The 24,301-nt window shown below is 67.6% G+C and carries 24 protein-coding genes and 1 tRNA gene; 2 read left to right on the forward strand and 23 right to left on the reverse strand.

Annotated elements, in window-relative coordinates; translation table 11 throughout:
- Positions 1-52: 52 nt before the first annotated feature.
- A complete protein-coding gene (locus GGR11_RS08455) occupies positions 53-835 on the reverse strand; it encodes an SDR family oxidoreductase (protein WP_221205227.1) in 783 nt (260 codons plus the stop codon).
- A gap of 2 nt (positions 836-837) precedes the next feature.
- A complete protein-coding gene (locus GGR11_RS08460) occupies positions 838-1,167 on the reverse strand; it encodes a nuclear transport factor 2 family protein (RefSeq protein ID WP_183196254.1) in 330 nt (109 codons plus the stop codon).
- 55 nt (positions 1,168-1,222) lie between these two features.
- Between GGR11_RS08460 and GGR11_RS08465 the strand changes: the two genes are divergently transcribed.
- Positions 1,223-1,645, forward strand: a complete 423-nt coding sequence (locus tag GGR11_RS08465) for a winged helix-turn-helix transcriptional regulator (RefSeq protein WP_183196255.1) — start codon at positions 1,223-1,225, stop codon at positions 1,643-1,645.
- A 148-nt stretch (positions 1,646-1,793) separates the two neighbouring features.
- A complete protein-coding gene (locus GGR11_RS08470; RefSeq protein WP_246331723.1) occupies positions 1,794-4,190 on the forward strand; it encodes a PAS domain-containing sensor histidine kinase in 2,397 nt (798 codons plus the stop codon).
- A gap of 17 nt (positions 4,191-4,207) precedes the next feature.
- Here the strand turns inward: GGR11_RS08470 and GGR11_RS08475 are convergent, their stop codons facing one another.
- From GGR11_RS08475 to GGR11_RS08575, 21 genes are all read right to left on the reverse strand, one after another.
- A complete protein-coding gene (locus GGR11_RS08475; protein WP_183196256.1) occupies positions 4,208-4,897 on the reverse strand; it encodes a response regulator in 690 nt (229 codons plus the stop codon).
- Positions 4,897-7,596, reverse strand: a complete 2,700-nt coding sequence (locus GGR11_RS08480) for a sensor histidine kinase (protein ID WP_183196257.1) — start codon at positions 7,594-7,596, stop codon at positions 4,897-4,899. The genes GGR11_RS08475 and GGR11_RS08480 overlap by 1 nt, the downstream gene beginning before the upstream one ends.
- Entirely contained in the window at positions 7,597-8,175 is a 579-nt protein-coding gene (kdpC, locus tag GGR11_RS08485) for a K(+)-transporting ATPase subunit C (RefSeq protein WP_183196258.1), read from the reverse strand.
- Positions 8,176-8,185: 10 nt separating this feature from the next.
- Complete coding sequence (locus GGR11_RS08490) at positions 8,186-8,902, reverse strand: TorF family putative porin (protein WP_183196259.1); 717 nt, start codon at positions 8,900-8,902, stop codon at positions 8,186-8,188.
- A 23-nt stretch (positions 8,903-8,925) separates the two neighbouring features.
- A complete protein-coding gene (gene kdpB, locus GGR11_RS08495) occupies positions 8,926-10,992 on the reverse strand; it encodes a potassium-transporting ATPase subunit KdpB (protein WP_183196260.1) in 2,067 nt (688 codons plus the stop codon).
- An 18-nt stretch (positions 10,993-11,010) separates the two neighbouring features.
- On the reverse strand, positions 11,011-12,720 hold the full coding sequence (kdpA, locus tag GGR11_RS08500) for a potassium-transporting ATPase subunit KdpA (protein ID WP_183196261.1): 1,710 nt from the start codon (positions 12,718-12,720) through the stop codon (positions 11,011-11,013).
- 18 nt (positions 12,721-12,738) lie between these two features.
- Positions 12,739-12,822 (reverse strand): potassium-transporting ATPase subunit F, encoded by an 84-nt coding sequence (locus tag GGR11_RS08505; RefSeq protein ID WP_081836166.1) that lies wholly within the window; start codon positions 12,820-12,822, stop codon positions 12,739-12,741.
- Positions 12,823-13,037: 215 nt separating this feature from the next.
- Complete coding sequence (locus GGR11_RS08510; RefSeq protein ID WP_183196262.1) at positions 13,038-13,721, reverse strand: phytanoyl-CoA dioxygenase family protein; 684 nt, start codon at positions 13,719-13,721, stop codon at positions 13,038-13,040.
- A 165-nt stretch (positions 13,722-13,886) separates the two neighbouring features.
- Positions 13,887-13,963, reverse strand: a tRNA-Arg gene (locus GGR11_RS08515).
- Between the two features lie 217 nt (positions 13,964-14,180).
- Positions 14,181-14,651 carry a hypothetical protein gene (locus GGR11_RS08520; protein ID WP_183196263.1) on the reverse strand — a complete coding sequence of 157 codons (471 nt, stop codon included), beginning with the start codon at positions 14,649-14,651 and terminating at the stop codon, positions 14,181-14,183.
- A complete protein-coding gene (locus GGR11_RS08525) occupies positions 14,648-15,241 on the reverse strand; it encodes a response regulator (protein WP_183196264.1) in 594 nt (197 codons plus the stop codon). The genes GGR11_RS08520 and GGR11_RS08525 overlap by 4 nt, the downstream gene beginning before the upstream one ends.
- 4 nt (positions 15,242-15,245) lie before the next feature.
- On the reverse strand, positions 15,246-15,587 hold the full coding sequence (locus GGR11_RS08530) for a hypothetical protein (RefSeq protein WP_008258631.1): 342 nt from the start codon (positions 15,585-15,587) through the stop codon (positions 15,246-15,248).
- Positions 15,587-16,132 carry a chemotaxis protein CheD gene (locus GGR11_RS08535; protein ID WP_183196265.1) on the reverse strand — a complete coding sequence of 182 codons (546 nt, stop codon included), beginning with the start codon at positions 16,130-16,132 and terminating at the stop codon, positions 15,587-15,589. Before GGR11_RS08535 ends, GGR11_RS08530 begins: the two co-directional genes overlap by 1 nt.
- Positions 16,129-16,518, reverse strand: a complete 390-nt coding sequence (locus GGR11_RS08540) for a response regulator (protein ID WP_008262387.1) — start codon at positions 16,516-16,518, stop codon at positions 16,129-16,131. Before GGR11_RS08540 ends, GGR11_RS08535 begins: the two co-directional genes overlap by 4 nt.
- Positions 16,519-16,535: 17 nt before the next feature.
- Positions 16,536-17,576, reverse strand: coding sequence for a protein-glutamate methylesterase/protein-glutamine glutaminase (locus GGR11_RS08545; RefSeq protein ID WP_035310620.1), 1,041 nt, complete (start codon positions 17,574-17,576; stop codon positions 16,536-16,538).
- Positions 17,576-18,436, reverse strand: coding sequence for a CheR family methyltransferase (locus tag GGR11_RS08550; protein ID WP_183196266.1), 861 nt, complete (start codon positions 18,434-18,436; stop codon positions 17,576-17,578). The genes GGR11_RS08545 and GGR11_RS08550 overlap by 1 nt, the downstream gene beginning before the upstream one ends.
- The gene (locus GGR11_RS08555; protein WP_008262141.1) at positions 18,433-18,888 is read right to left on the reverse strand and encodes a chemotaxis protein CheW; all 456 of its coding nucleotides are present in this window, start codon (positions 18,886-18,888) and stop codon (positions 18,433-18,435) included. Before GGR11_RS08555 ends, GGR11_RS08550 begins: the two co-directional genes overlap by 4 nt.
- Positions 18,889-18,891: 3 nt before the next feature.
- The gene (locus GGR11_RS08560; RefSeq protein WP_183196267.1) at positions 18,892-21,156 is read right to left on the reverse strand and encodes a chemotaxis protein CheA; all 2,265 of its coding nucleotides are present in this window, start codon (positions 21,154-21,156) and stop codon (positions 18,892-18,894) included.
- Positions 21,157-21,183: 27 nt separating this feature from the next.
- Positions 21,184-21,549 (reverse strand): response regulator, encoded by a 366-nt coding sequence (locus GGR11_RS08565; protein WP_183196268.1) that lies wholly within the window; start codon positions 21,547-21,549, stop codon positions 21,184-21,186.
- Complete coding sequence (locus tag GGR11_RS08570; protein WP_183196269.1) at positions 21,546-21,848, reverse strand: STAS domain-containing protein; 303 nt, start codon at positions 21,846-21,848, stop codon at positions 21,546-21,548. Before GGR11_RS08570 ends, GGR11_RS08565 begins: the two co-directional genes overlap by 4 nt.
- A 73-nt stretch (positions 21,849-21,921) precedes the next feature.
- Positions 21,922-23,862 (reverse strand): methyl-accepting chemotaxis protein, encoded by a 1,941-nt coding sequence (locus GGR11_RS08575; protein ID WP_183196427.1) that lies wholly within the window; start codon positions 23,860-23,862, stop codon positions 21,922-21,924.
- Positions 23,863-24,301 lie beyond the last annotated feature (439 nt).

A 24,301-nucleotide genomic window follows, 5' to 3' on the forward strand; every position in this document is an offset into this window, starting at 1 on the left:
ACCACCGTTTCCAGCGCGCGGCGCCCCATCGTCCCTTGATCCTCATCTCCGCCTAGACGGTAGGGATCGTGCCCCCATCGATCACATACTCGCCGCCGTGAATGGCTGCGGCGCGGTCGGAGGCGAGGAATGCGATCAACTCGGCGACCTCCTCAGGTTTCGCCGCCCGCCCCAGGGGGATCCCGCCGAGCGCGTTCAGGACGCTTTGCCGCGCATCTTCCAACGTCCCGCCCGAGCCTGCGGCGATCCGTTCCAGCAAGGCGTCCGAGGCTTCCGTGGATATCCAGCCGGGGGACACCACATTGACCCGCACGCCCCTGGGCCCCAGTTCCTTGGACAGGGCCTTGCTGTAGGTGGACAAGGCCGCTTTGGCGGCGGCGTAGGCGGTGGTGGATTCCGGCAAAGGCAATGTCCGCTGGATAGACGAGACATGGATGATGGCGCCGGATCCCCGCCCGATCATCTGCGGCGCCAGCAGGCGATCCAGGCGAACCGCAGGCATCAGGTTCAGATCAAGTTCGGTGCGCCAATGCGCGTCGGTCAGGGCGGCGAAGCCTCCGGCCGGCGCCGACGAGCCGCCGACGACATGCACCAGAACATCAACGCCGCCGAACCGGTCCATCGCGGCTTGAGCCAAGGCCTCGCATCCTTCCAGCGTCGTGAGGTCGGCCTTGACGAACTCAGCGCCGGTCGAGGTCTCGGGGGCCGCCCGCGCGGCTGTGATCACCCGGGCGCCGCCGGAGAGAAAACGCAGGACGGTCGCGCGGCCGGCGCCCTTGGTGCCGGCGGTGACGAGAATCCGTCGACCTTCGAACTCTGTGGGATCGGGGCGCATCGTCACAGCGAGATCTCAAGCGCGCGGATGGCGTCGTCGCCCAGAGTGAAGCGAAGCGTGAACCGAAGGGGGCTGCCCTTGAAGTCGCCGGCCGTGGGTCCCTCCAGGACGACCTGGTCCCCCTCGTGGCGCACCGTATCCGGCGTGAAGATCGCCTTGCTCGCGATCGTGGCCTCGAGCATCCACCGTCGGAGCGCCGCATGGCCCTGATGGCGCCCGCCGTCGTCCTTCACGACAGCGTCAGGCGCAAAGGGGTGCAGCATGCCGGCAAGGTCGAGGCGCGCATTGGCCGCGACATAGTCAGCGATGGGTTTGGGAAGGTCGGCGATCATTGGGTCTTCCGTTCGGATTCTTGCGTTCGATCCAAAGTGCAAATAAGCTCCGTCAATGGCAAGAACCGACGAAAAAGTTAGGTACGCACCCGAAGGTAAGCCCTTCGACTACACCCCCCAGACTGCAGCCTTGAGCGCGCAGAATGTCATCCGTGTCCTTGAAGGACGCTGGAAGCTGGTGATCCTGTTCCAGCTGTTCGGGTCGAACGTGCGGCGGTTCTCCGAACTCGAAAAAGCTATTCCCGGCGTGTCGCAGAAGATGTTGATCCAGCAGCTTCGACAGCTTGAAGCCGATGGAGTCGTGGCCCGCATCGTCCACCCCCAGGTCCCGCCCAAGGTGGAATATCATCTGACCGAATGGGGACAGTCCCTCTGTCCGGTTCTCGACAAGCTCCTGAGCTGGGCCGAAGCCGCCCCCGCTGATGTGCGTGACCGGCTGATCGAAAGCGATCGATCAGCGGCGAACGCACAAGGCTGAGTTCAGGACAGGCGGCCAGTGCGTCCATGTCAGCGTCTGATCTCGCGCCTGCGGATTCAGAAAGCATTAACCAAGCCTCGACAGGAATCCGCGACGCAGCCTAGATTCCCCCTGTAGCTGATTTGGTCGGGAGAGCGCCTTGCGGGGCATGGAGCGGCGGCAAGACAAGCGAGGCCGACGCGCCACCGACAGGGCCCCCAGCGCCCCGGCCTGGATGCGCATCGGCGTGCTGGTCCTCGCCCTCGGCTCCACCGGATACGTGCTGTTGATGTCGCGAGACGCGACACGCCCCGCCCGCGAGGCCTATCGGCTTCAGAACGAGAACCTGACCTTGAGCGCCCAGCTCTCCGCCAGCCGGACCGCCGTCCTGATGCAGGCCGCCCAGACCGGGATCGACGTCGGGACAGCCGCACTGCTGGACGATGCGCTGCCGATGGCCGCCGTCGAGAGGGCGCGCGGCGTCGCGCCGAACGCGGGCTTCTCGGTGATCGGCGCCGACGGCGCGACCCTGGCCAGCCAGGGGCCTGTGCAGTCGCCCGGCGTCGTCGCCCTGACCGGGCCGCAAGCCGGGGGACGTCGGCTTGAGGCGCGCATTCTCCCGTCCCTGCCCGCCTCCGGCTCGGTCCGGATCGTGTCGAAGACGGGGATCATCCTGGCCTCGCCGAACCCCGCCGAGATCGGCCAGTCCGCAACGCCGCTGATCGGCGTCCAGGCCGGCGACCTGGCGTCCCTGACCACGCCCGGCGCCGGCGCCACGCCGCAGGGCAGGGCGTCGGTCGTGGCGGCGCCGATCACGCCCGACGGTCCCTATGTAGTCGCCTTGCAGGACGGACCGCCCTCGGGTGCGGCGGGTCTGCTTGGCGAGGCCTGGGTTCTGGCGGCGCCTGTGCTGCTGGGCCTCGGCGTCCTGGCGCTGTTCCTGTTCCAGGGCCTGCGCCGTGCGCGCGCCAGCCGGGAATGGGCCTCGTCGGAAAAACGCTTCCGCATCGCGGTGGAGGCGGCGCGCTGCGGCGTATGGGAATGGGATCTGGACGGCGCCGAAGTGACCCTGTCCGACTATATGGCGACCCTGCTGGGCTTCGAAACCGGCGGCGTCGTGCCGGCCGAAGCCGTGATGGCCCGCATCCATCCCCGCTACCGCGACGAGGTGCAGCACGCGTTGCGCCAGGCCTCGGCCTATGGCGCCTTCGAGGTCACCTTCCCCGTCCCGGGCGACGGCGGCCGGACCCGCTGGATCGATGCGCGCGGCCAGGCGCGAGGGGCGCGGGGCGAGACCGGCTTCTCCGCCATCCTGGGCGTCGCCCTTGACATCACCGAGGCCCGCCGGGCCAAGGCCGCCGCCCAGTCCGCCGAAAGCCGTCTGCGCGACGGGGTGGAGAGTATTTCGGACGCCTTCGTCCTGTTTGATCGCCAAGGCCGCCTCATCCTCTGGAACCAGGCGTTCGAGGACGCTTTCGACTTCCAGTCCGGCGTCGTGCGGCGCGGCGCGGCGAAGGAGGAATTGAACCGCATCGCCGCCCTGGCCATCAAGGCCGAACATGCGCCGACGGACGGCCGGGCGGGCCTTCGCGAGGTCGAACTGCACGACGGCCGCTGGCTGCAGTTGTCCGAACGCTTCACCTCGGAGGGGGGATCGGTCGTCACCGCCGCCGACATCACCGCCATCAAGCGCGAAGAGACCGAACGCCGTCGCGCCGTCGAGGACCTGAGCCGCACCGTAGCCCAGCTTGAAGCCAGCCAGCAGATGCTGTCGCAACTGGCCCGGAAATACGAGATCGCCATGACGCGGGCCGAGGCCGCAAACCAGGCCAAGTCCGAATTCCTGGCCAATATGAGCCACGAACTGCGCACCCCGCTGAACGCCATCAACGGCTTCTCGGAGATCATGGCCGCCGAGCTGTTCGGCCCCATAGGCGAGAAGTACAAGGGCTACGCCGGCGACATCCTGAAGTCGGGCCAGCATCTGCTCAGCCTGATCAACGACATCCTGGACATGGCCAAGATCGAGGCCGGCAAGATGACCCTGCACTACGAGCCCGTCTCGCTGCGGGACGTGTGCGAGGACGCCGCCCGACTGATGCGCGGCAAGGTTCTGGAGTCCGGCCTGACCCTGGAGATCGAAGCGGGCGACCTGCCGGACATCGAGGCGGACCACCGCGGCGTGAAACAGGTGATGCTGAACCTGATCTCCAACGCCGTTAAATTCACGCCCGAAGGCGGGACCGTCACCCTGTCTCTGACGCCGTTCAAGGGGGCGGCCGGCGAGGATCGCGTCCGGGTCGCCTGCGCCGATACCGGCATCGGCATCGCGCCTGAACATATGGTCCGTCTGGCGCGGCCCTTCGAACAGGTCGAAGGCCAGCATTCCAAGACCACCCAGGGCACCGGCCTGGGCCTGGCCCTGACCAAGTCGCTGATCGAGATGCATGGCGGCCGGCTGAACATAGAAAGCGAGCCCGGGGTGGGCACGGTGGTCAGTTTCGACCTGCCGATGCGACGTCCCGCCCAGACCGTCCAGCCCATGAAGGCCGCCTTCGCCGCCTGAGCCGCCGGGGCGGGCGATCAGAGTTCGAGCCGGTACCCCACGCTCGGCTCCGTAACGACCAGGGCCGGTTCGGCGGGGTCGGCCTCCAACTTGTGGCGCAGTTGGCCGATCACGACGCGCAGGTATTGGACATCGGCGGCGTGGCCCGCGCCCCAGACGGTCTTCAGCAGATCGGCGTGGCCCAGCACCTTGCCGGCGTTGCGGGCCAGATAGGCCAGGACTTCGTATTCCTTGGGGCGCAGCTTCACCCGCTCGCCGGCGCGGGTGACGATGCGGCGGTCCAGATCGATGACCACATCTCCGGCCGTGACCACGCCGCCCGCCGCCGGCGCCAAGCCCCCCTGGCGCAGTCCGGCCCGGATACGCGCCAGAAGTTCGCCGACCCCGAACGGCTTTTCGACATAGTCGTTGGCGCCCAGGTCCAGGGCCGCGATCTTCTCGGCCTCGCGATCGCGTGCGGACAGGACGATGATCGGCCCCTGGTAGAATTCCCGCGCCCGTTTCAACACGTCCTTGCCGTCCATGTCGGGCAGGCCCAGGTCCAGCACCACGGCGTCGGGGTTCCACAGGGCGATGGCCCTCAGTCCCTCCTGCCCGCTGTCGGCGCGCCGGGGTTCGTAACCGGCGGCGTCCAGGGCGGGCGACAGGAAGCGGTGGATCTGGGGCTCGTCGTCGATGACGAGGACCTGGGGGCGGACGGCAGGCATCACAGCAGATCCGGATGGGTGGCGATGGATTTGGGCAGGCTGATCAGGATGCGGGTTCCCAGCTTGCCGCCGTCGGGTCCGTCCTGGATCGGGCTGGCGGCGGCGATGCGGCCGCGCATGGCCTCGACGAAGCCCTTGGCGATGGCCAGACCCAGGCCGGCCCCCTGGACTCTGTCGGGGGCGCGGTCGGTCGACTCCTCCATGCGGCGGAACTTGTCGAACACCCGTTCCAGCTCGGCCGTGGGTATGCCGCGCCCCTCGTCCTCGATGGAGATGACGACGGAGCCCCGGTCCTCATAGGCCGCCAGTTCGATGGTCGTCCCGTCGGGGCTGTAGGCGATGGCGTTCTCAAGAATATTGACCACCGCCTGTTCCAGCAGACCGGGATCAGCCTCGACCATGCTCAGTTGGGCTGGGAAGTCGCGGGTGATGAGGCGGTTCCCCAGGCGACGCGACACCCGGTCAGCGGCGGCGTTCAGGGCGTCGCGCACATCGGTCCAGTCGGTGCGGACGTTCAGCCCGCCGCCCTCCAGCCGGGTCATGTCCAGCAGGTCGCCGACATAGCGCGACAGGCGCTCGGCCTCCTCGCGGATGCTGAGCAACAGGTCGTCACGGACCTCGGGCTTCAGGGTCGCCCCATAATCGATCAGGGTGGTGGCCGAGCCCAGCACGGTCGACAGGGGCGTGCGCAGGTCGTGGCTGACCGAGTTCATCAGGGCCGCGCGGAACCGGTCAGCGCGGCGCAGGGTCTCGCTCTCCAGCGCCTGTCCGGCCAGATCAGCGCGCTCCAGCGCCACCGCGCCCTGGTCCAGCAGGGCCAGGGCCAGCCGCTCCTCGTCCGAGCCCGCCGCCACGGCCGAGGCGTCGATCCCCGCCACGCCGGCGCGACCGCGCACGCCTTGCAGGGGCTGAAACCGCCAGCGGGTCTGCGGCAGGGTGCCGGTGCCGTGACCCGTGACCTCGCCGTGGGTCCAGGCCCAGCGGGCGGCCGCCATGGCGTCGGCGCCCAGGATCACGCCCTCGGGGCTGGCGGCCGTCAGGACGATGTCGTCGCCGTCCGGCAGCAGGACCACCGCCCCGGCCCCGGCGGCGGCCGAGGCCTGTTCGGCCAGGCTTCGGGCGGTCGTCGCACGATCCTGGGCCGCCGACAGGGTCTGGCTGGCGGCCAGCAGGGCCGAGACGGCGGCGGCGCGGCGCTGGGCCGCACGGGCCTGTTCCCGCACCCGTCCGGCCAGGGCCCCCGTACCCAGGGCGACGGCCCAGAACAGCACCAGGGTCAGGAAGTCCGTCGGCGAGCCGATCAGGAAACTGTAGCGCGGCTGAAGAAACAGGAAGTTGTAGGTCAGGAAGGCCAGGGTCGCCGCCGCCAGCGCGGGCCGCAGTCCGTTCAGCACCCCCGCCGCCACCACCGCCGCCAGATAGATGACGCCCAGATCGACCCGCTCGAACCGGGTGTCCAGCAACAGGGCGACGCCGGTCGCGGCCGCGACGAAACCCGCGCCTGCCGTATAGGCGCGCCATTCCAGCGCCGGCCGGGACCCGGGCTTGAGCGCGGGTTCGGGCGCCGTCAGGTCGCCCTCGGTCACGACGTGGACGGCCACGCCCTGGGCCTTGCGCAGCAGTTCGGTCGCCAGCACCCGGCCGGTCCATTCGGCGAACCGCCCGCCCCGCGTCTTGCCGATGACGATCTGGGTGACGTTGTTGCGGTGGGCGTGATCCAGGACGGTGCGCACGACGTCGTCGCCGCTCAGCGTCACCGGTCGGCCGCCCAGTTGCTCGGCCAGTTTGAAGGCTTCGGACAGACGGCCGGTCGACCGCGCATCGGAACGCGAACCCGACGGCCGTTCGACGTGGGCCACCGACCAGGGGGCGTCCATCATCATGTCCGACATCCGCCGTCCGGTCCGCACCAATGAGGCGCTCATGGCGTCGCCGCCTACCAGGACCAGGATCCGCTCGCCCGCCGCCCACGGTCCCGACACGCCGCGCTCGCGCAGATGCGACAACAGTTGGTCGTCCACCGTCTGGGCCGCGCGGCGCAGGGCCAGTTCACGCAGTGCCGTCAGGTTTTCCAGCTTAAAAAAGTTCTCGGACGCCACCCGCGCCGTCTCGGGCACATAGACCTTGCCCTCGGCCAGGCGGGCGCGAAGATCCTCGGGCGTGATGTCCACCACTTCGATGTCGTCGGCCTCGGTCAGGGCGCTGTCGGGCACGGCCTCCCTTTGACGCACGCCGGTGATGCGCAGGATGACGTCGGACAGGCTCTCCAGATGCTGGATGTTCAGCGTCGTCCAGACGTCGATCCCGGCGTCGCGCAGTTCCTCCACGTCCTGCCAGCGTTTGGGGTGGCGTGAGCCGGGGACGTTGGAATGGGCGTACTCATCGACCAGAAGCAGGCCGGGGCGGCGCGCCAGGGCGCCGTCGAGATCGAACTCCATCAGCGACCGGCCGCGATGGTCGATCGGCGCGCGCGGCATGACGTCCAGCCCGCGCAGCAGGCTCATGGTCTCCTTGCGGCCGTGGGTCTCGACCACTCCGACCACGACATCCAGCCCCTCGGCCTTTCGACGGCGGGCGGCGCGCAGCATTTCATAGGTCTTGCCCACCCCGGGCGACATGCCCAGAAACACCTTCAGCCGCCCGCGCTTGCGGCGCGGAACGGCTGAAGTCGCGGGCGTTTCGGGCGCCGTCTCGGGCAATCAGCCCTCCGCGCCGAAACGGGCGTCAAGCGCGCGATTGGTCAGCAGCACATTGACGCGCGGCTGGCCGATGAAGCCGAGGAAGCCCCCCTGGGTCTGGCCGTCGATGATACTCTGGACCTGCTGCACCGAAACGCCTCTGGCGCGGGCGATCCGCGCGGCCTGAAGCCGAGCGTAGGCCGGTGACACGTCCGGGTCGAGGCCCGAACCCGAGGTCGTCACCGCATCGGCGGGGATGACGCCGGGGCCGTCCTCGGCGCGGATGGCCTGGGCGTTTTCGGCGACCCGCGCCGCCAGGTCCGGGTTCAACGGCCCCATGTTCGAGCCCGACGAGGCGGCGGCGTCATAGCCGTCGCCCGCCGCCGAGGGGCGCGGATGCAGATAGGTCGCGCCCGCAAACGGCTGGCCGATCAGGGCCGAGCCGACGACCCGGCCGTCGGCGTCGTGCACCAGGCTGCCGTTGGCCTGGCCGGGGAAGGCGGCCTGGGCGATGCCCGTCACCGCCAGCGGATAGGCCAGCCCCAGCAGGAGGGTGAACAAGGCCATCATCGCGATGGCCGGACGGAACGAATTGACCATGATCGTCGCCTCAGAAGCCGGCCTTCAGCGTGGCCACGGCGCGCGCGCCGTAGATGTCGCCGAAGTCGTGTTGATCGGTGTCGTGATAGCGCAGGTCGACCGCCAGGGTGTCGGTCAGCTGATAGGCCGCACCCAGGTTCCAGGTGGTGTAGTCGAGGTCCGACGACACCCACTGACGCCCGACCGCGCCCGACACGGTCCATTTGTCGGCCGGGCTGACGGCGCCGTTGATCTCGGCATAGGTCGCCTCGTCCTCAGCCGCGCCGAAGAAGTCGGGCGAATAATAGACCGCCGCCCCCAGGGTCGCGGGGCCGACGGCGCGCGAGGCCGCCGCTTTCAGCTCGACATAGTCATAGTCCGCGCCGTCCGGCTGACCGGCGTACAGATAACCGATGACGCCGAAGTCCAGGGCATAGCCCGCCACCTCGGGCCGAAAGCCGGCGTAGAGATCGACCTCGGCGTCGGTGTCGTCGCCGAAATCGACGTTCGAGGCCCAGCCGCCGGCGTAGAAGCCGTTCTTCGTCAGATCGACCCCGGCCGAGATGGCCGGATCTTCCTGGGTCTGGCTGACGCCGCGGAAGACATAGTCGGAGGTCAGGGCGACGTTCGCCGAGACGTCCTGGGCCCTGGCTTCGCTGCACAGGCCCAGGCCGGCGATGCCGATGATACAGGCGGCGGCGAACCAGGCGTCGTTGCGCCCGGACGCCTTGTTGAGACGATTACGCATGGAGATGTCCTTGGAAACGCGCATCAGGCTAGGCCCAGCGCGGAAATGACGAGGTCGATCAGCTTGATGCCGACAAACGGGGCGATCAGGCCGCCGAGGCCATAGATCAGCAGGTTGCGACCCAGGAGGGCGCCGGCGCCGATGGCCCGGTATTTGACGCCCTTCAGCGCCAGCGGGATCAGGGCGACGATGACCATGGCGTTGAAGATCACCGCCGACAGAATGGCGCTCTCGGGACTGTGCAGACGCATCACGTTCAGCGCGCCGAGCGACGGCAGGGCGACCACGAACATCGCCGGGATGATGGCGAAATACTTGGCCACGTCGTTGGCGACCGAGAAGGTCGTCAGGGCGCCGCGCGTGATCAACAGTTGCTTGCCGACCTCGACGATCTCGATGACCTTGGTCGGATCGCTGTCCAGATCGACCATATTGCCGGCCTCGCGGGCGGCCTGGGCGCCGGTCTGCATGGCCACGCCGACGTCGGCCTGAGCCAGCGCAGGCGCGTCATTGGCGCCGTCGCCGCACATGGCGACCAGACGTCCCTTGGCCTGTTCGGCCTTGATCAGGCGCATCTTGTCCTCGGGCGTGGCCTCGGCGAGGTAGTCGTCCACCCCGGCCTCCGAGGCGATGGCCGCCGCCGTCACCGGATTGTCGCCGGTGATCATGACGGTGCGCAGGCCCATCCGGCGCAGGTCGGCGAAGCGCGCCTTCACGCCCGGCTTGACCACGTCCTTCAGGTGGATGACGCCGACGAGGACGCCGTTCTGGGTGACGGCCAGAGGCGTGCCGCCCGAGCGAGCGATCCGGTCCACGGCCTGACGGAACTCGGCCGGGGCCGAGCCGTCAGACAGGTTCAGGTCTTTCAGCACGGCATCGACCGCGCCCTTGCGCCAGCTGTCCTTGCCGACGTCCAGGCCCGACTGGCGGGTGACGGCGGTGAAGGGGATGGCGACGGCGCCGGCCGGCTGTTCCACCGAGACGCCGGCGTTGCGGCCAAGTTCGACAATGGAGCGGCCCTCGGGCGTCTCGTCGGCAAGGGACGCCATGACGGCGGCGGCCAGGGCGGCTTCCGGACGCATGCCCGGAACCGGGATGACCTCGGTCGCCATACGGTTGCCGAAGGTGATGGTGCCGGTCTTGTCGAGCAGCAGGGTGTCGACGTCGCCTGCCGCCTCAACCGCTCGGCCCGAGGTGGCCAGCACATTGACCTTCAGCAACCGGTCCATACCGGCGATGCCGACGGCGGACAACAACCCCCCGATCGTGGTCGGAATCAGGGTGATGAACAGGGCGCCCAGCACCATCGGATCGATGTTAACGCCCGAATAGGCGCCCAGACCCACCAGGGTCACGACCGCGATCAGGAAGATCAGGGTCAGGCCGGCCAGCAGCACGGCCAGGGCCAGTTCGTTCGGCGTCTTGCGACGATCCGCGCCCTCGACCATGGCGATCATGCGGTCGAGGAAGGTCGAGCCCGGCTTGGCCGTGATCCGCACCTTGATCCAGTCCGACACCACAGTGGTGCCGCCGGTCACGGCCGAACGGTCGCCCCCGCTCTCGCGGATCACCGGGGCGCTTTCGCCTGTGATGGCGGCCTCGTTGACCGAGGCCACGCCCTCGATGATCTCGCCGTCCGAGGCGATCACGTCGCCGGCCTCGACCAGGATGATCGACCCGACTTCCAGATCAGACGCGCTGGTCGGAACCACCATGCCGGTCTCGGGATCGACGATCAGCTTGGCCTTGGTCGTGACGCGGGTGGCGCGCAGACTGTCGGCCGCCGCCTTGCCGCGCCCCTCGGCGACGCTTTCGGCGATATTGGCGAACAGGACCGTGGCCCACAGCCACAGGGCCAGTTGCACGGCAAAGCCCGCCGACTGGCCGCCCACAACCGCCGCGACCGCCGAGATTGTGGACAACAGCGCCACGATCCAGGTGGTGAAGATGACCGGGTTCTTGATCAGTTTGATGGGGTTCAGCTTGACGAAGGCCTCGCCCACGGCCCGGCCGATCATCTGTCCCGAGAGGCCGCCCGCGAGGGGCGACGAACGGCCGCCCTCGCGTGGGTCTAATGTGATTTGTGTCATGTCAGGATGTCCGGGGGATCAGGCGCTGGCGACCGCGGCGAGCACCTGGAAGTGCTCGACGATCGGTCCCAGGGCGAGGGCGGGCAGGAACTGCAAACCGCCGAGGATGAGGATCACGCCGATCAGCAGGCCGATGAACAGGCCGTTGTCGGTGGGCAGGGTGCCGGGGCTGGGCGCCAGCTTGGGCTTGACCACCAGACTGCCGGCGATGGCCAGGACGGCGACGGCCGGTATGAACCGCCCGAACAACATGCCCAGGCCCAGGGTCGCGTTCCACCAAGGCGCATTGGCCGTCAGCCCCGCAAAAGCCGAGCCGTTGTTCGCCGCCGCCGAGGTGTAGGCGTACAGGATCTCGGACAGGCCATGCGGTCCCTTGTTCAGCAGGCCTGCCAGCGCCGTCGGGAACACCGCCGCTACAGCCGAGAAGCTCAGGATGGCCAGCGGCAGAACCAGCACCGCGATCATGGCGAACTGAATCTCGCGCGCCTCGATCTTCTTGCCCAGATATTCCGGGGTCCGCCCGACCATCAGGCCGGCGACGAAGACCGACAGCAGGGCCATCACCACCATGATGGCGATGCCCGACCCGATGCCGCCCGGCAGGATCTCGCCCAGTTGCATCAGGAACATCTGCAAGGCCCCGCCCAGCGGCATATAGCTGGCGTGCATCGAGTTGACCGAACCGTTCGAGGCGCCGGTCGTGACGACCGCCCAGACGGTCGAGGCCGGCGCGCCGAAGCGGACCTCCTTGCCCTCCATGTTCGCCGAAGCATCGACGTGGGCGGCGACCAGGGCCGGGGCCGGCTGGGTCTCGATCACATACATGGCCGCGCTGGAGACGCTCAGGATGATCAATGCCGACGCGACCAGGGCGCGGATGTCGCGCCCCGCCAGGGCCGAACGGCCGAAGGCGAAGAAGGCGGCCCAGCCCATGACGTTGATCGCCACGGCGGTGATCAGATTGGTCAGGGGCGAAGGGTTTTCGAACGGGTGGGCGCCGTTGACGTTGAACACGCCGCCGCCGTTGATGCCCAACTGTTTGATCGCCACCTGGCTGGCCGCCGGGAACAACGGCAGGGTCTGGGACCCGCCCTCGACCGTCGTCGCATGGACGCTGGCGGCCAGGCTCTGGACGACCCCCAGGCCGGACAGCACCACGGCCAACACGAAGGCGGCCGGCAGCAGCACATACAGGGTGGTGCGGGTCAGATCGGCCCAGAAGTTGCCGACCCCCTCGCCCCGATTGGCGATGAAGGCGCGCGCCAGGGCCGCCGCGATCGTGGCCCCGGTCGCGGCCGAGACAAAGTTCTGAACCGTCAGGCCGACCATCTGGGTGAAGGTCGACAGGGTCGTCTCGCCGCCATAGCTCTGCCAGTTGGTGTTGGTGACGAAGCTGACGGCGGTGTTGAAGGCCAGGTGCGGCGAGACGCCCGCGAAGCCCTGCGGATTCAGCGGCAGCACGCCCTGCAGCCGCAGGATGGCGTACAGCAGCACAAAGCCCGCAAGGTTGAAGGCCAGCAGGGCGCCGGCATAGCCCAGCCAGCCCTGGCTGCGCTTCGGATCGACGCCGGCTGCGCCATAGAAGACAGCCTCCACCGGCTTCAGCACCGGGTCCAGCCAGGTCCGCTCGCCGTTCCAGACGCGCGACATGTAAACGCCGATGGGCCAGCCGAGCAGTACGGCCAGCCCAAGGGTCAGGGCGATCTCGCCCCATCCTTGAATGTTCATGAGTTCAGTCCCGGTTCTTCAGAACCGCTCGGGCCGCAGCAGAGCCGCGACCATGTAAACGGCGACGACGACCGCCCCCGCGCCCCAGAGCATGGCGATCATCGTCACACCCGTCTCAACGCTGCGGCCAGCGCGGCGAAGGCGATGAACGCCCCGGCCCCGACCGCCAGAAAAACAACATCGGCCATGCCGGCCTCCTCAGCTCAAATCAGAGCCGGAAGGGACCATGGAGGGGCGTAAAGGCGCGATGTGAATCCCGGCGTTCGGCGTAATGAAATCATAATGTGAGAGGAGGGACGGCCGGCTTTGAGCGCGTGTCAGACGCCAAGCCACTCCAGTCCGCCGGGAAGATCACCAACGGCATAGTCCACCTGTAGAACGCGGCGATGCGTCGCTGCGGACGCCCTATCGGACGCGTGGAGGATCGGCGTGGCGTAGGTCCAGACGTCGCCCGCTTCAGCCAGACACATAGCGACGCCGCACCTGCTCACCGCCGCTGGAACATCAGCCTCAGGAATCCTTCCAAGGCGATGAGAGCCCGGCGCAATGAGCAACGGGGCGTTTGTCTGGGGTACAGAGTCGAGATGGACGCGCAGTGTGAGCATGCCGGCGAGAAGATCGAATGGCGGCGCGACGTGCAGTGCGCCATGTTTGCGTGTCCAAGGGCCGAAACCTTCGACTTCCTTTCGCTCCCGCACCGCAACCACGCGATCTTGATGCCAAGCCAGCGACCAGTTCGCGGACGCCGTCTTGTCGAAGAGAACCGCCCGCACCGGCCGCGCCATCCCTCCCAGACTTCGTGCGGCGATGGAGCCGATCTGACCGTTGGTCGCGAGGAAACCAGGCAGTCCTTCAACGCCGAATAGCCTGACGCCGGCGACGTCTCGCGACTGGCTGGCGAGTACCTGTTCCAAAGCAGCGAGCGTGGAGCTGTCGAGCGCCTTTGGCGCTAGTTCGGCGCCGTCTCGACCGAGTTCAAGTTGGGCAATTGGAGCAGGCATGCCGCTGCCTACCGCCAAGCGCCCCCACGCTCAACGAAGGTCGGCGTTCAGGCGTGATAACGATGTCTGAAACTGGCGCATTCAGCCCCAAATGCGTGCGAGCTTCCCATGCTGCCCCACTCTTAGCTGGTTCTGAGCCCGTTCTAAGTGGTCTCGACACAAACATGGCGACCCCGGGAGGACTCCAACCTCCGACCTCGGCTTTAGGAAAGCCTTGCTCTATGCGGCTGAGCTACGGGGCCACGCGGGATGACCTAGCGGTTCGTCGGGCGGGGGGAAAGATGGGGCGGGGGTCGATGTGCGATTTCGGTCATGGACCGGGACCTTGCCGCAACGATCCGCTTGTGGTTAATAGATCTTAAGATACAATATCTTGCGGTGAACAAATCGCGAATCGAGGCCTGTGTCCGATTCGGTCCTGATTCGTTTCGCCCCTGTTCCGGATTCGGGCAGGCGACGTTAACCGGGGTGCACGGCTTGTTCGGCCACGGCGCGCAGACCCGCCAGCATCTGATCGACGGCCTCGCCGCCCTGGCAGTCGTTCGCCAGGATCAGGCTCAGGGCGCGGGCGTGGACCTGAACCTCGGGCCAGGACCAGGCGTCGGCGGCGGCCATCCGGTGGGCGGCGTCGCACAGGCTGTAGGCCGCTGCATAGAAGGGCGGGATCTCCATGAAACCGGACATGTCCACCAGAGCCGACGCCAAGGCGTAGACCTCGCCATCTGCGCCGGCCGGTCGGTCGGCGCACAGGCGGTTCAGGGCGTCGACCTTGTCCTGAAGCACAAGCAAGGTCCGGCCGCGCTGTTCCCCCAGCCCCTCTTCCGCGCGCGCGACGGCGTCCGCGATGGGCATGCCGCCTGGGCGCGCCATCTGGCGCTGAAGCGACGTCTGGACGTTTCGGAGACGGGGCGGGGTCGCATCTGCGGTCACAGGGCCACCTTCATCGGCTTCAACAGCATGTCGATATCGTCCTGATCCATATTGGCCTCGACGGCCTCGCCCAGTTCACCCGACAGGTCGGTCTGGCGGCGACCTTCCTCTCCGGGCGGGGGACCATAGTTGCGCACGCGGCGATCGGGTCCGACGTAGTTTTCGACTTCGACGAACTGGCGCGTTTCGCCGCCCAGCCAGATGATCCGTTTCAGCAGGACCGCCGGAGTCAGGGGTTTGGCGACGATGAAGCTGGCGCCGCAGTCGCGCCCCTTGGCGACCAGGGCGCGGGCGGCGTGGCCCAGGATCATGATGACGGGCGTGAAGCGGATAGGCTCGGACGCCTCTCGCCTGAGCCAGCGGACGAAATCGTAGCCGTCCATCTCGGGCATGGCGCAGTCGATCAGGATCAGGTCGACGGACCGGCGCTGCACCAGCTCGACCGCGTCCTTGGCCGAGGGACACTTCAGCTGTTCGCGAACCCCGAACCCCTGAACGATCGAACTCAGAAGATCGAGCGAGGTCGGCTGATCATCGACGAGCAGAACCGTCGAATGCGCCAGATTGATCTTGTCCGGCGTCTTGGACACGGCGTCAGAACAGCATGAGGTCGCCCGAATCGGCAGCCTCGGTCGTCTTGACGCCGGCGGCGGGGCGCAGGCGCACCGCCATGTCGGCCAGGGAGATCCGGCTCACGGATTCCGCCGGGGTCGCGCCGTCGCCCAGCATTCGCAGCACGCCGGACAGGGCTTCCAGCCTCTGGGTCAGAGCGTCCAGGGCCTGGGCCTCGGTCAGGGCCTCCGCCCGATCCTCAGCCGGCGCGCGCCGCACCAGACGGCTGACCAGGGCCTCGACGTGATCGATCCCCTCGCGCACACGCATCAGCTCGTCGGCGACGGCGACCAGGAGGTGGGCGTGTTCGGGAGGGGCGTGCATCAGAAGAGCTCCAGGGCGCCCGTATCGACGGGGGGCCGAACGACGGGGACGGGCTTGGGCGCGACGGTGTCGGTCACGGCGCGCTGCATGGCCTTGCCGGTCACCGGCCAGTAGTGCAGGCGGCGTCCGCCGTCCCCGCGCAGGCTGCCGCCCACCACGGGAATGCCTTCGTCGCGCAAGAATTTCTCGGCGAAGTCGGCGTTGGAACGGCCGACGTCGCGCAGACTGTCGAACATCCGCCCGCCGCCGAACAGCTTGGCCTCCAGCCGCTCGCGGCGTCCGCCGGCCTTCAGCAAGTCGTTGATCAGCAGCTCCATCGCATAGGCGCCGTAGCGACGCCCCGCGTCGGTTCCCGCGCCGGAGCCTTCCGGCAGCAGGAAATGGTTCATGCCCCCGATCCCGGCGACCGGATCGCGCAGGCACATGGCCACGCACGAGCCCAGAATGGTGCTGAGAACCACGTCCGGGTCGGAGGTGATATGATGCTCGCCCTGCCCGACGTGCAGCCGCTTTTCCTTGCTTTCTTTCAGGGCGGAGAAGCTCATGTCAGTGGACCGAAGACGGCTTCCAGCTTGCCCTTCAGCTGGGCCACCGTGAAGGGTTTGACCAGATAGTTGTTGACGCCGAACTGCACGGCCCGCTGCACCAGTTCGCGGTCGGCGCGGCCGGTCAGCATGATGAAGGCGGTCTTGGACGTCGGCGGGTGGGCCCGGACGGCGCGCAACAGGCCCAGCCCGTCCAGGTTCGGCATATTGTAGTCGGAGATGATCAGGTGCGCGGGCTTGGAAATGATGTCGCGCAGGGCGATCTCACCATCGGCGGCTTCGCGGATCTCGCGCACGCCCAGTTGTTGCAGGCTGGTGCGAACCAGCGAGCGCATCGTCATCTGATCATCGACGACCAGGCAGTGGAGAGAGGCGGCGGCGGGCATGATGGCGCTCCCGGGGGTCAGGCGATCGACCGTGCGCCCGAGTCGGCGCACAGTTCTAGAATAGCGGGGGACAGGCGGTGGAGCGGCAGTTGCCGTTCCACGGCGCCCAGTTCGAATGCGGCTTTGGGCATGCCGTAGACGACCGAGGTCGATTCGTCCTGGCCCAGGGTGCGGCCGCCGGCGTCGCGAATGGCCTTCAGGCCCTTGGCGCCGTCCTTGCCCATGCCCGTCAGGATCACGCCGGTCATCGGCCGCTTCAGGCGGACAAGCGACTCGAACATGACGTCGACCGACGGACGGTGGCCATTGACCGGGTCGCTCTGCACCAGATGGCAGCGGGGGGTCATGCCGGGCGTCAGCTCCAGATGCGCCGCGCCGCCCGGCGCCAGATAGATGTGGCCGGCCTTCAGTTGCGCGCCTTCATAGGCTTCGGTCACGGTCGGAGCGCAGACGCGGTCCAGACGGGCGGCGAAGCTGGCGGTGAAGGTCGCCGGCATGTGCTGGGTGATGATGGTCGCCGGGCAATTGGCCGGGAAGCCGCTCAGAACGGTCAGAAGGGCTTCGACCCCGCCGGTCGAGGAGCCGATGGCCAGGATATGGCTGGCGGCCGGGCGATAGGCGCTGGGCGCCGCCGCCGAGGCGGGCATGTCGGCGCGGGCGCGGACGCGCGAACGCGCCGCCGTCTTCACCTTCTCGATCAGGTCGTGGAAGGCGTCGACGCTGGCCACGGCCGGCTTGGCCACCGCGTCCACCGCGCCGATTTCCAGCGCCGCCAGGGTCACGTCCGTGCCCGCCGCCGTCAGGGTCGAGACCATGACCACCGGCATGGGCCGCAGCCGCATGATCTTCTCGAGGAATTCCAGCCCGTTCATGTTGGGCATCTCGACATCCAGGGTCAGGACGTCGGGATTGAGCTCCTTGATGGCGGCGCGGGCCTCAATCGGATCGGCGGCCGTGCCGACGACCTCGATTTCGGGATCCGACTTCAGGGCCGCCGAGATCAGGCCGCGCATCGTCAGGCTGTCGTCCACCACGAGGACTTTGATCTTGGCGCTCATCATGCGGCTCCCAGGCGGTAGGTGGTCAGACCCGCAGTCTGCAGCAGGCTGGCGGCCGGCCCCGCCACGCGTTCGGAATGGCCGATATAGAGGGTGGCGCCGGGGTTCATCAGGGGGACGAAGCGGCTCCACACCCGCTCCTGGGTGGGATCATCGAAATAGATCACCACGTTGCGGCAGAAGATGACGTCGAACTTGCCCTTCATCGGCCAGTCGCCGATCAGGTTCAGTTCCTTGAAGGACACCAGGCGCTTCAGCTGCGGTCCGGCGACCCAATTGCCGCGGTCGGCGCGGTTGAAATATTTGCGCCACAACGTGGCCGGCGCCGGCTCCAGCGCCTCTTCGGAATAGGTCCCGTCGTAGCCCTGGGCGACCATGTTCGGATCGATATCGGTGGCCAGGATGCGCACGTCCAGGTCCGCCGCCTCGGGCAGGACCGACAGCACCGTCAGGGCCATCGAATAGGGCTCCTGCCCGTTCGAACAGGCCGCCGACCATAGCCGCACCCGGCCGCCGGCGCGGGCGCGCTCGACCAGTTTGGGCAGAACCCGGTCGCGCAGGTCGTCGAAATGGTGCGGCTCGCGATAGAAGCGGGTGACATTGGTCGTCAGGGCGGCCGTCATCTTCTGCCGCTCGTCGACCCCGTCCACGCCCTCGACCAGGGCGCAGTAGTCGCGGAAACTCGACAAACCCAGGGTCCGCAACCGTTTGGCCAAGCGCGAATAGACCAGAGCCGCCTTGCCCTCGTTCAGGGCGATGCCCGCGTGGGCATGAAGCATTTCGGCGATCTGACGGAAATCCTCGGCGGTGAAGACGAATTCGCCCTCGACGATGGATCCCCGTCCTGGGGCGGGATTCATGCGGCTTCAGCCTCGATATGGGGCAGGATGTGGTCCAGTTCGATCAGGCTGATCATGCGTCCGTCGATCGAGAATATCCCCTTGACGAAGGTCTTGACCTGGTCGCTGGCGACGTCGGGCGTCGGCTGGACCGAGGCTTCGTTCATCTCCAGGATGTCCGACACAGCGTCCACCAGCAGCCCCACCATCCGGCCGCCGATATGGGCGACCATGATGACGTGACGGGCCGTCGGCTCGGACGTCTCCAGACCGAAGCGCGCGCCCAGATCGATGATCGGCAGGACGGTGCCGCGCAGGTTGATGACGCCCTTCATATAGCCGGGCGAGCGCGGCAGCGGCGTGGCCGGGGTCCAGCCGCGGATTTCACGCACCGACATGATGTCGACGCAGAATTCCTGGCGGCCGATGCGGAAGGCGATGAGTTCGCGTTGGGAGTCGTTGGCTTCGGTCATGGCTCAGCTCGCAAGCTTGAAATCGGGGCGGGAAGATCGGCGGCGCATGTCTGTGACCAAGACGTCCACGTCGAGGATCAGGGCCACGCGACCATCGCCCAGGATGGTGGCGGCGGCGATGCCCTCCACCTGCTGGTAGTTGGTCTCGAGGCTCTTGATCACGACCTGGCGCTGGCCCTGGATGGCGTCGAACAGCAGGGCCGCCTGTTGGCCGCCCTCGGTCTCGACGACCACGGCGACGCCTTCGGAAGGGACCACCGGGGTGTCGCGGAAGCCCATGGTCATGGCCACGTCGATCAGGGGCAGGAAACGATCGCGGAAGCGGATCACCGGATCGACCCCGCCGACATAATGCAGGTCGCCTTCTTGCGGCGTCAGGCTTTCGACGATGGCCGGCAGCGGCGCGATCAGGATCTGGTCGGCTGCGGACACGACCATGCCGTCCAGCACCGCCAGGGTCAGCGGCAGGCTGAGGGTGAAGGTCGAACCCTTGCCCGGAACCGAACTGATCGAGATCCGCCCGCCCAGGGCCTGGATCGACCGCTTGACCACGTCCATGCCCACGCCGCGGCCCGAGATGTCGGACACCACGGCGGCGGTCGAGAAACCGGGCAGGAAGATCAGATTGTCGATCTGCTCGTCGGTCAGGGCGGCGTCAGGCGCGACCAGCCCCTTGTCGATGGCGATCTTCTTGACCCGTTCGCGATTGATGCCGCGCCCGTCGTCGGAGATTTCGATGACGATGCGGCCGGACCGGTGCAGGGCGGCCAGGCGAACCGTGCCCTCGGCCGTCTTGCCGGCGGCGACGCGCTCGTCGGGCGTCTCCAGGCCGTGGTCGATGGCGTTGCGCAGCATGTGGGTGATGGGCTCGGCCAGGCGTTCGACCACGGTCTTGTCGACCTCGGTGTCCTCGCCGGCGGTGACCAGACGAACCTGTTTGGAGACCATGTCGGCGACTTCGCGGACCAGGCGCGGCATGCGCTGGAACACCGACTTCACCGGCTGGGCGCGAATGGCCATGACGCTGTCCTGGATCTCGCGCGTCAGAAGCTCGAGGTCTTCCAGGCCCAGGGCGATACCGGACGAGCGGGCCAGGCCGCTTTCCAGCACGCGTTGCGACAGCATGGCCTGCTGGATGACCAGTTCGCCGACCACATTGATCAGGCGATCGACCCGATCCAGATCGACGCGAATGGTGACAGGGGCCGGTGCGACAGGCGCTGCGACCTGGGCAGGCGGAATCGGCGCGACCGGCGCCGGGGCGGCGGCGACCGGAGCGGGCGCAGGCGCAGGAGCAGGGGCGGCGGGAGCAGGCTCAGGCTCAGGCTCAGGCGCCGGGGCGGGGGCGACGGCGACGGGGGCCGGCTCGGCGGCGGGCGCGCCGCCTGCGGCCTTGGCCAGCAGGGCGGCGATATCCAGTTCGTCGCTGGCGGGCAGCACCGCCGGCGGCTCGTCCTCGAAGGCGAGGACCGGTTCCGCCCCGCCGCCCAGGGGCGAGATCGTCAGGTCGCAGTCGGCCTCGACGAAGTCGAACACCTCGCGCACGACCTTCTCTTCGATCGCTGCGGTCAGATCGATGGTCCAGGTCAGATAGCCGTCCTCGGCGACCAGAACGTCCAGCGTCGGCAGCGCGCTGTCGTCCACCGACACCGTGATCGGTCCCAGGCGGCCCAGTTCGCGCAGCAACAGGCCGGCTTCGTTGGCGCTGCCGTACATGCGGCCATGGGGCTTGAACAGAATGCGCCATCCCGTCTGGGCCTCGGGCGCGACGGCTTCAGGCTCGCCGAGGGACGGCAGGGGTTCGTCCAGCGGGACGTCGAAGGCCATCGGGACGAAGCCGAAGTCGTCTTCGTCCTCCTCAACCACCGGCGGCGCCTCGCCGCCGTGGGTCAGAAGTTCCAGTTCGTGAACCAGACCGGCCGAACGCTCCTCGTCGACCGGCGGGGCCAGGCCTTGCGCGGCCTGGATATGATCGGCCAGCACGTCGGAGGCGCGCAGCAGGGTCTTGATCGTCACCGTGTCGCACGGTTTGCGACCGGCGCGCAGCTCGTCCATCAGCGTCTCGAAGACGTGGGCGAAACGGACCAGGGCCTCCAGACCGAACGCCCCCGCCCCACCCTTCACCGAGTGAACGGCGCGGAAGACGGCGTTGATGGTTTCAAGGTCGGTCTGACCCTGTTCCAGCAGCATCAGCTTCGATTCCAGTTCCGCGAGCAGTTCGTCGCATTCCTGGAAGAAGGTGGCTTTGATGGCTTCGAAGGCGTCCATGGCTTGCGGCCGATCGATCTGTGAGGGTTAGGCCGCGACGCGGCGGACGGCGTCGACAAGCTTGACGGGATCGAACGGCTTGACGATCCAGCCGGTGGCGCCGGCGGCGCGGGCGCGGGCCTTCTTCTCGGCGTCGCTCTCGGTCGTCAGCACCAGGCAAGGAGTGGTCCGGTGGTTCGGATCGGCGCGCATGCCTTCGATGAAGCCGAAGCCGTCCATGCGGGGCATGTTGATGTCGGTGATGACCACGTCCGCGCCTTGCGCGGCCAGGGTCTCCAGACCATCAATGCCGTCGACGGCCTGGATCACGGTGTAACCCGCGTCCTCCAGGGCCATCAGCAGCATGTCGCGCATGGTGCGGGAATCATCGATGGTCAGGACTGTCTTTTTCACGCGAGAGCTCCTTCAAGGGGATCTTGGGCAAGGGGGTCGGGGACATTGGTTTCGGACGCGCCGAAGGTGGTCCACTGTTCAGAAAAACCTTGGGACTGGGGCGTGATCGTCAGATCGACGCCGTCGGCGGCCCAGGTCTTGCGGGCCGACAACAACACCTGCAGGCAGAGACCGCCCAGACGCTCGACGTTCGAGGCGTCCACCGTGACCGGCTGACCCCGGCGCGCCAGCAGCTCCGCCTTTAACGGCTCGGCCGCATTCATATCCAGCACCGTCGCCAGCACGATGGCGTCCGTCATGAGAAGTTCCCTTCGTCTGCCCCAGGACCATGCATGGCACAGCTTTGGTAAATAGCCTTTGAAGACCGAATCATCAGAACTCCTCCCAACCTTCCGGATCGGCCTCGACCTTGAGCGCCGCGCCGCCGCGGCCGACGGTCTTCAGGGCCTGGATCATGCGATTGACGGGCTTGGGCGCGGCCTGATGAGCAGGAGCGGGGCGAGCAGGCGCCGGGCTGCGGCGGCTGGGAGCGGCGTGACCTTCTGAACCCTGGCCGACCTTGAACTGGGCCACGGACGTCTGCAGGGCTTCCGCCTCCTGGGCCAGGGAATGGCTGGCGGCGGTCGACTGCTCGACCATCGCAGCATTTTGCTGGGTGACCTGGTCCATCTGGTTCACGGCCGTGTTGACCTGGGCCAGGCCCACGGCCTGTTCCTGGGCCGAGGCCGCGATTTCCGTGACCAGGCCGTCGATCTCGGCGACACGATCGACGATCCGCTGCAAAGCCTCGCCGGTCTGACCGACCAGTTTGACGCCCGAGCCCACCTGGGTGGTGGAGGCCGAGATCAGGGTCTTGATTTCCTTGGCCGCTTCGGCCGAACGCTGGGCCAGGGCGCGGACTTCGGAGGCCACCACGGCGAAGCCGCGACCGGCCTCGCCGGCGCGCGCCGCTTCCACGCCGGCGTTCAGGGCCAGCAGATTGGTCTGGAAGGCGATCTCGTCGATCACGCCGATGATCTGGTTGATCTGCGCGGACGAGCCCTCGATCGCCTGCATGGCCGAGACGGCGTCGCGAACGATGACGCCCGAAGTCTCGGCGTCGCCCTTGGCGGCCTGAACCACGTCCGAGGCCTGACGGGCGCCCGAGGCGGTCTTGTTCACTGTGGCGGTGATCTCGTCCAAGGCGGCGGCGGTTTCTTCCAGGCTGGCGGCCTGTTGTTCGGTGCGACGCGACAGGTCGTCGGCGGCCTGCGAGATCTCGCCGGCGCCCGAGCGAATGCCCGCCACATTGCTGAGCACCACGCTCATGGCCTGCTGCAGCTGGGCGATGGCGGTGTTGAAGTCGGTCTTCAGCTTTTCGGCCCGCGGGGCGACCTCGGCGGTGAACCGGTGGGTCAGATCGCCGTTCGACATGGCGGCCAGGCCGTCGGCCAGGGCCGTCAGGGCGACACGATCCTCTTCGGCGATGCGCGCCTTCTCGGCCTCGTTGGCTAGGCGCTCGTTCTCGCTCATCGAGCGGGTCGAGGCGGCCTCGGCCTCAATGCGGATCTTTTCAACGGCGGCGTCGCGGAAGGCGACGATCGCCTGGCCCATCTTGCCGAACTCGTCCTTGCGGTCGGCGCCGACGATCTGGATCGAGGTGTCGCCCGCCATCAGCTTCTGCATATAGCCGATCATGCTCATCGTCGGCCGCACGATGGCGCGGGTCACGCCGAAACCGACGGCCAGGGACAGCAGCAGAACGGAGACCAGACCGATCATCACCGCCAGCATGGCGTTCTTGGTCGCCGTCTCCTGCGCGTCGCGCGTGACCACCAGCGCCGCGTCGTTGGCGGCCTTCAACTCGTCGACCGCCTCTTCCGCCGGCGCGATATAGGTGTCCGCGACGCCTTCGCGTCCGACCATGTTCTCGGCCTCGTCCACGCGGCCTTCGCGGACCAGGACCTGCCCGACCTGGACGACGTTCTTGTACCATTCGGCGTTGGCCTGGATCGCCCGGTCTATCGGCGCGGTGCGATCGGCGGGAAGGCCGGCGCGCTCTTCTTCCAGGGCGGCGATGAATTTGGCGCGGTGGGCTTCAAGTCGCTCAATGTAGTAGGGATCTTGCGACAGCAGGTAGCCGCGATAGGCGTTCTCCTGCCTGGCCAGATAGAATTCCGCCTCGGCCGTGGCGCGGGTCATGGCGTTTTCCGTGCTGCGGGCTTCGCCTGCGCTCTGGAGGGCCAGAAGATTCGTCACGACGACGGCGCCCATGACGGCGATGGCGACCAGCACCAGCGCAAACGCGCTGAACAGCTTGCGCCCCACCGGCATGTTTTCAGTGAACTTCACGCGTACTCTCCTCGGTATCGCAAAAAATCAGATCGAATCCGCAGAGACGGCGAACCCGTCCGAGTGGAGTCTCCCAAGGTCGCATCCCGATCCGCCTGCAACCGCCGCGACCGCCGGACATCCGCCGACCTGCGCTTTGCGCGTGTCGGTCGAACGCCTGGACGTCGAAGGGCCTTGGAGAAGGATTTCGGGGAACATCAACGACCTCGGAGCATCTGCATTCTGCCCGGGAACCATGAGATGATGATTAATATGATTTCTGAACCGCACCCTAGGTAGGAATGCGTAAAGGCGGCGCGCGCAGGGCGCCGACGGGAATTTCGCCCATCAGGCGAACCTGATCGCAAAAATTAATAATGCGTGCTTTTCCCTAACTTCAGGAATGATATAGAGATTGGGTCAAAAAAGCGGCAGGGACGTG

This window comes from Brevundimonas mediterranea, from assembly GCF_014196125.1.
In the GTDB taxonomy this organism is placed as follows: Bacteria; Pseudomonadota; Alphaproteobacteria; order Caulobacterales; family Caulobacteraceae; genus Brevundimonas; species Brevundimonas mediterranea.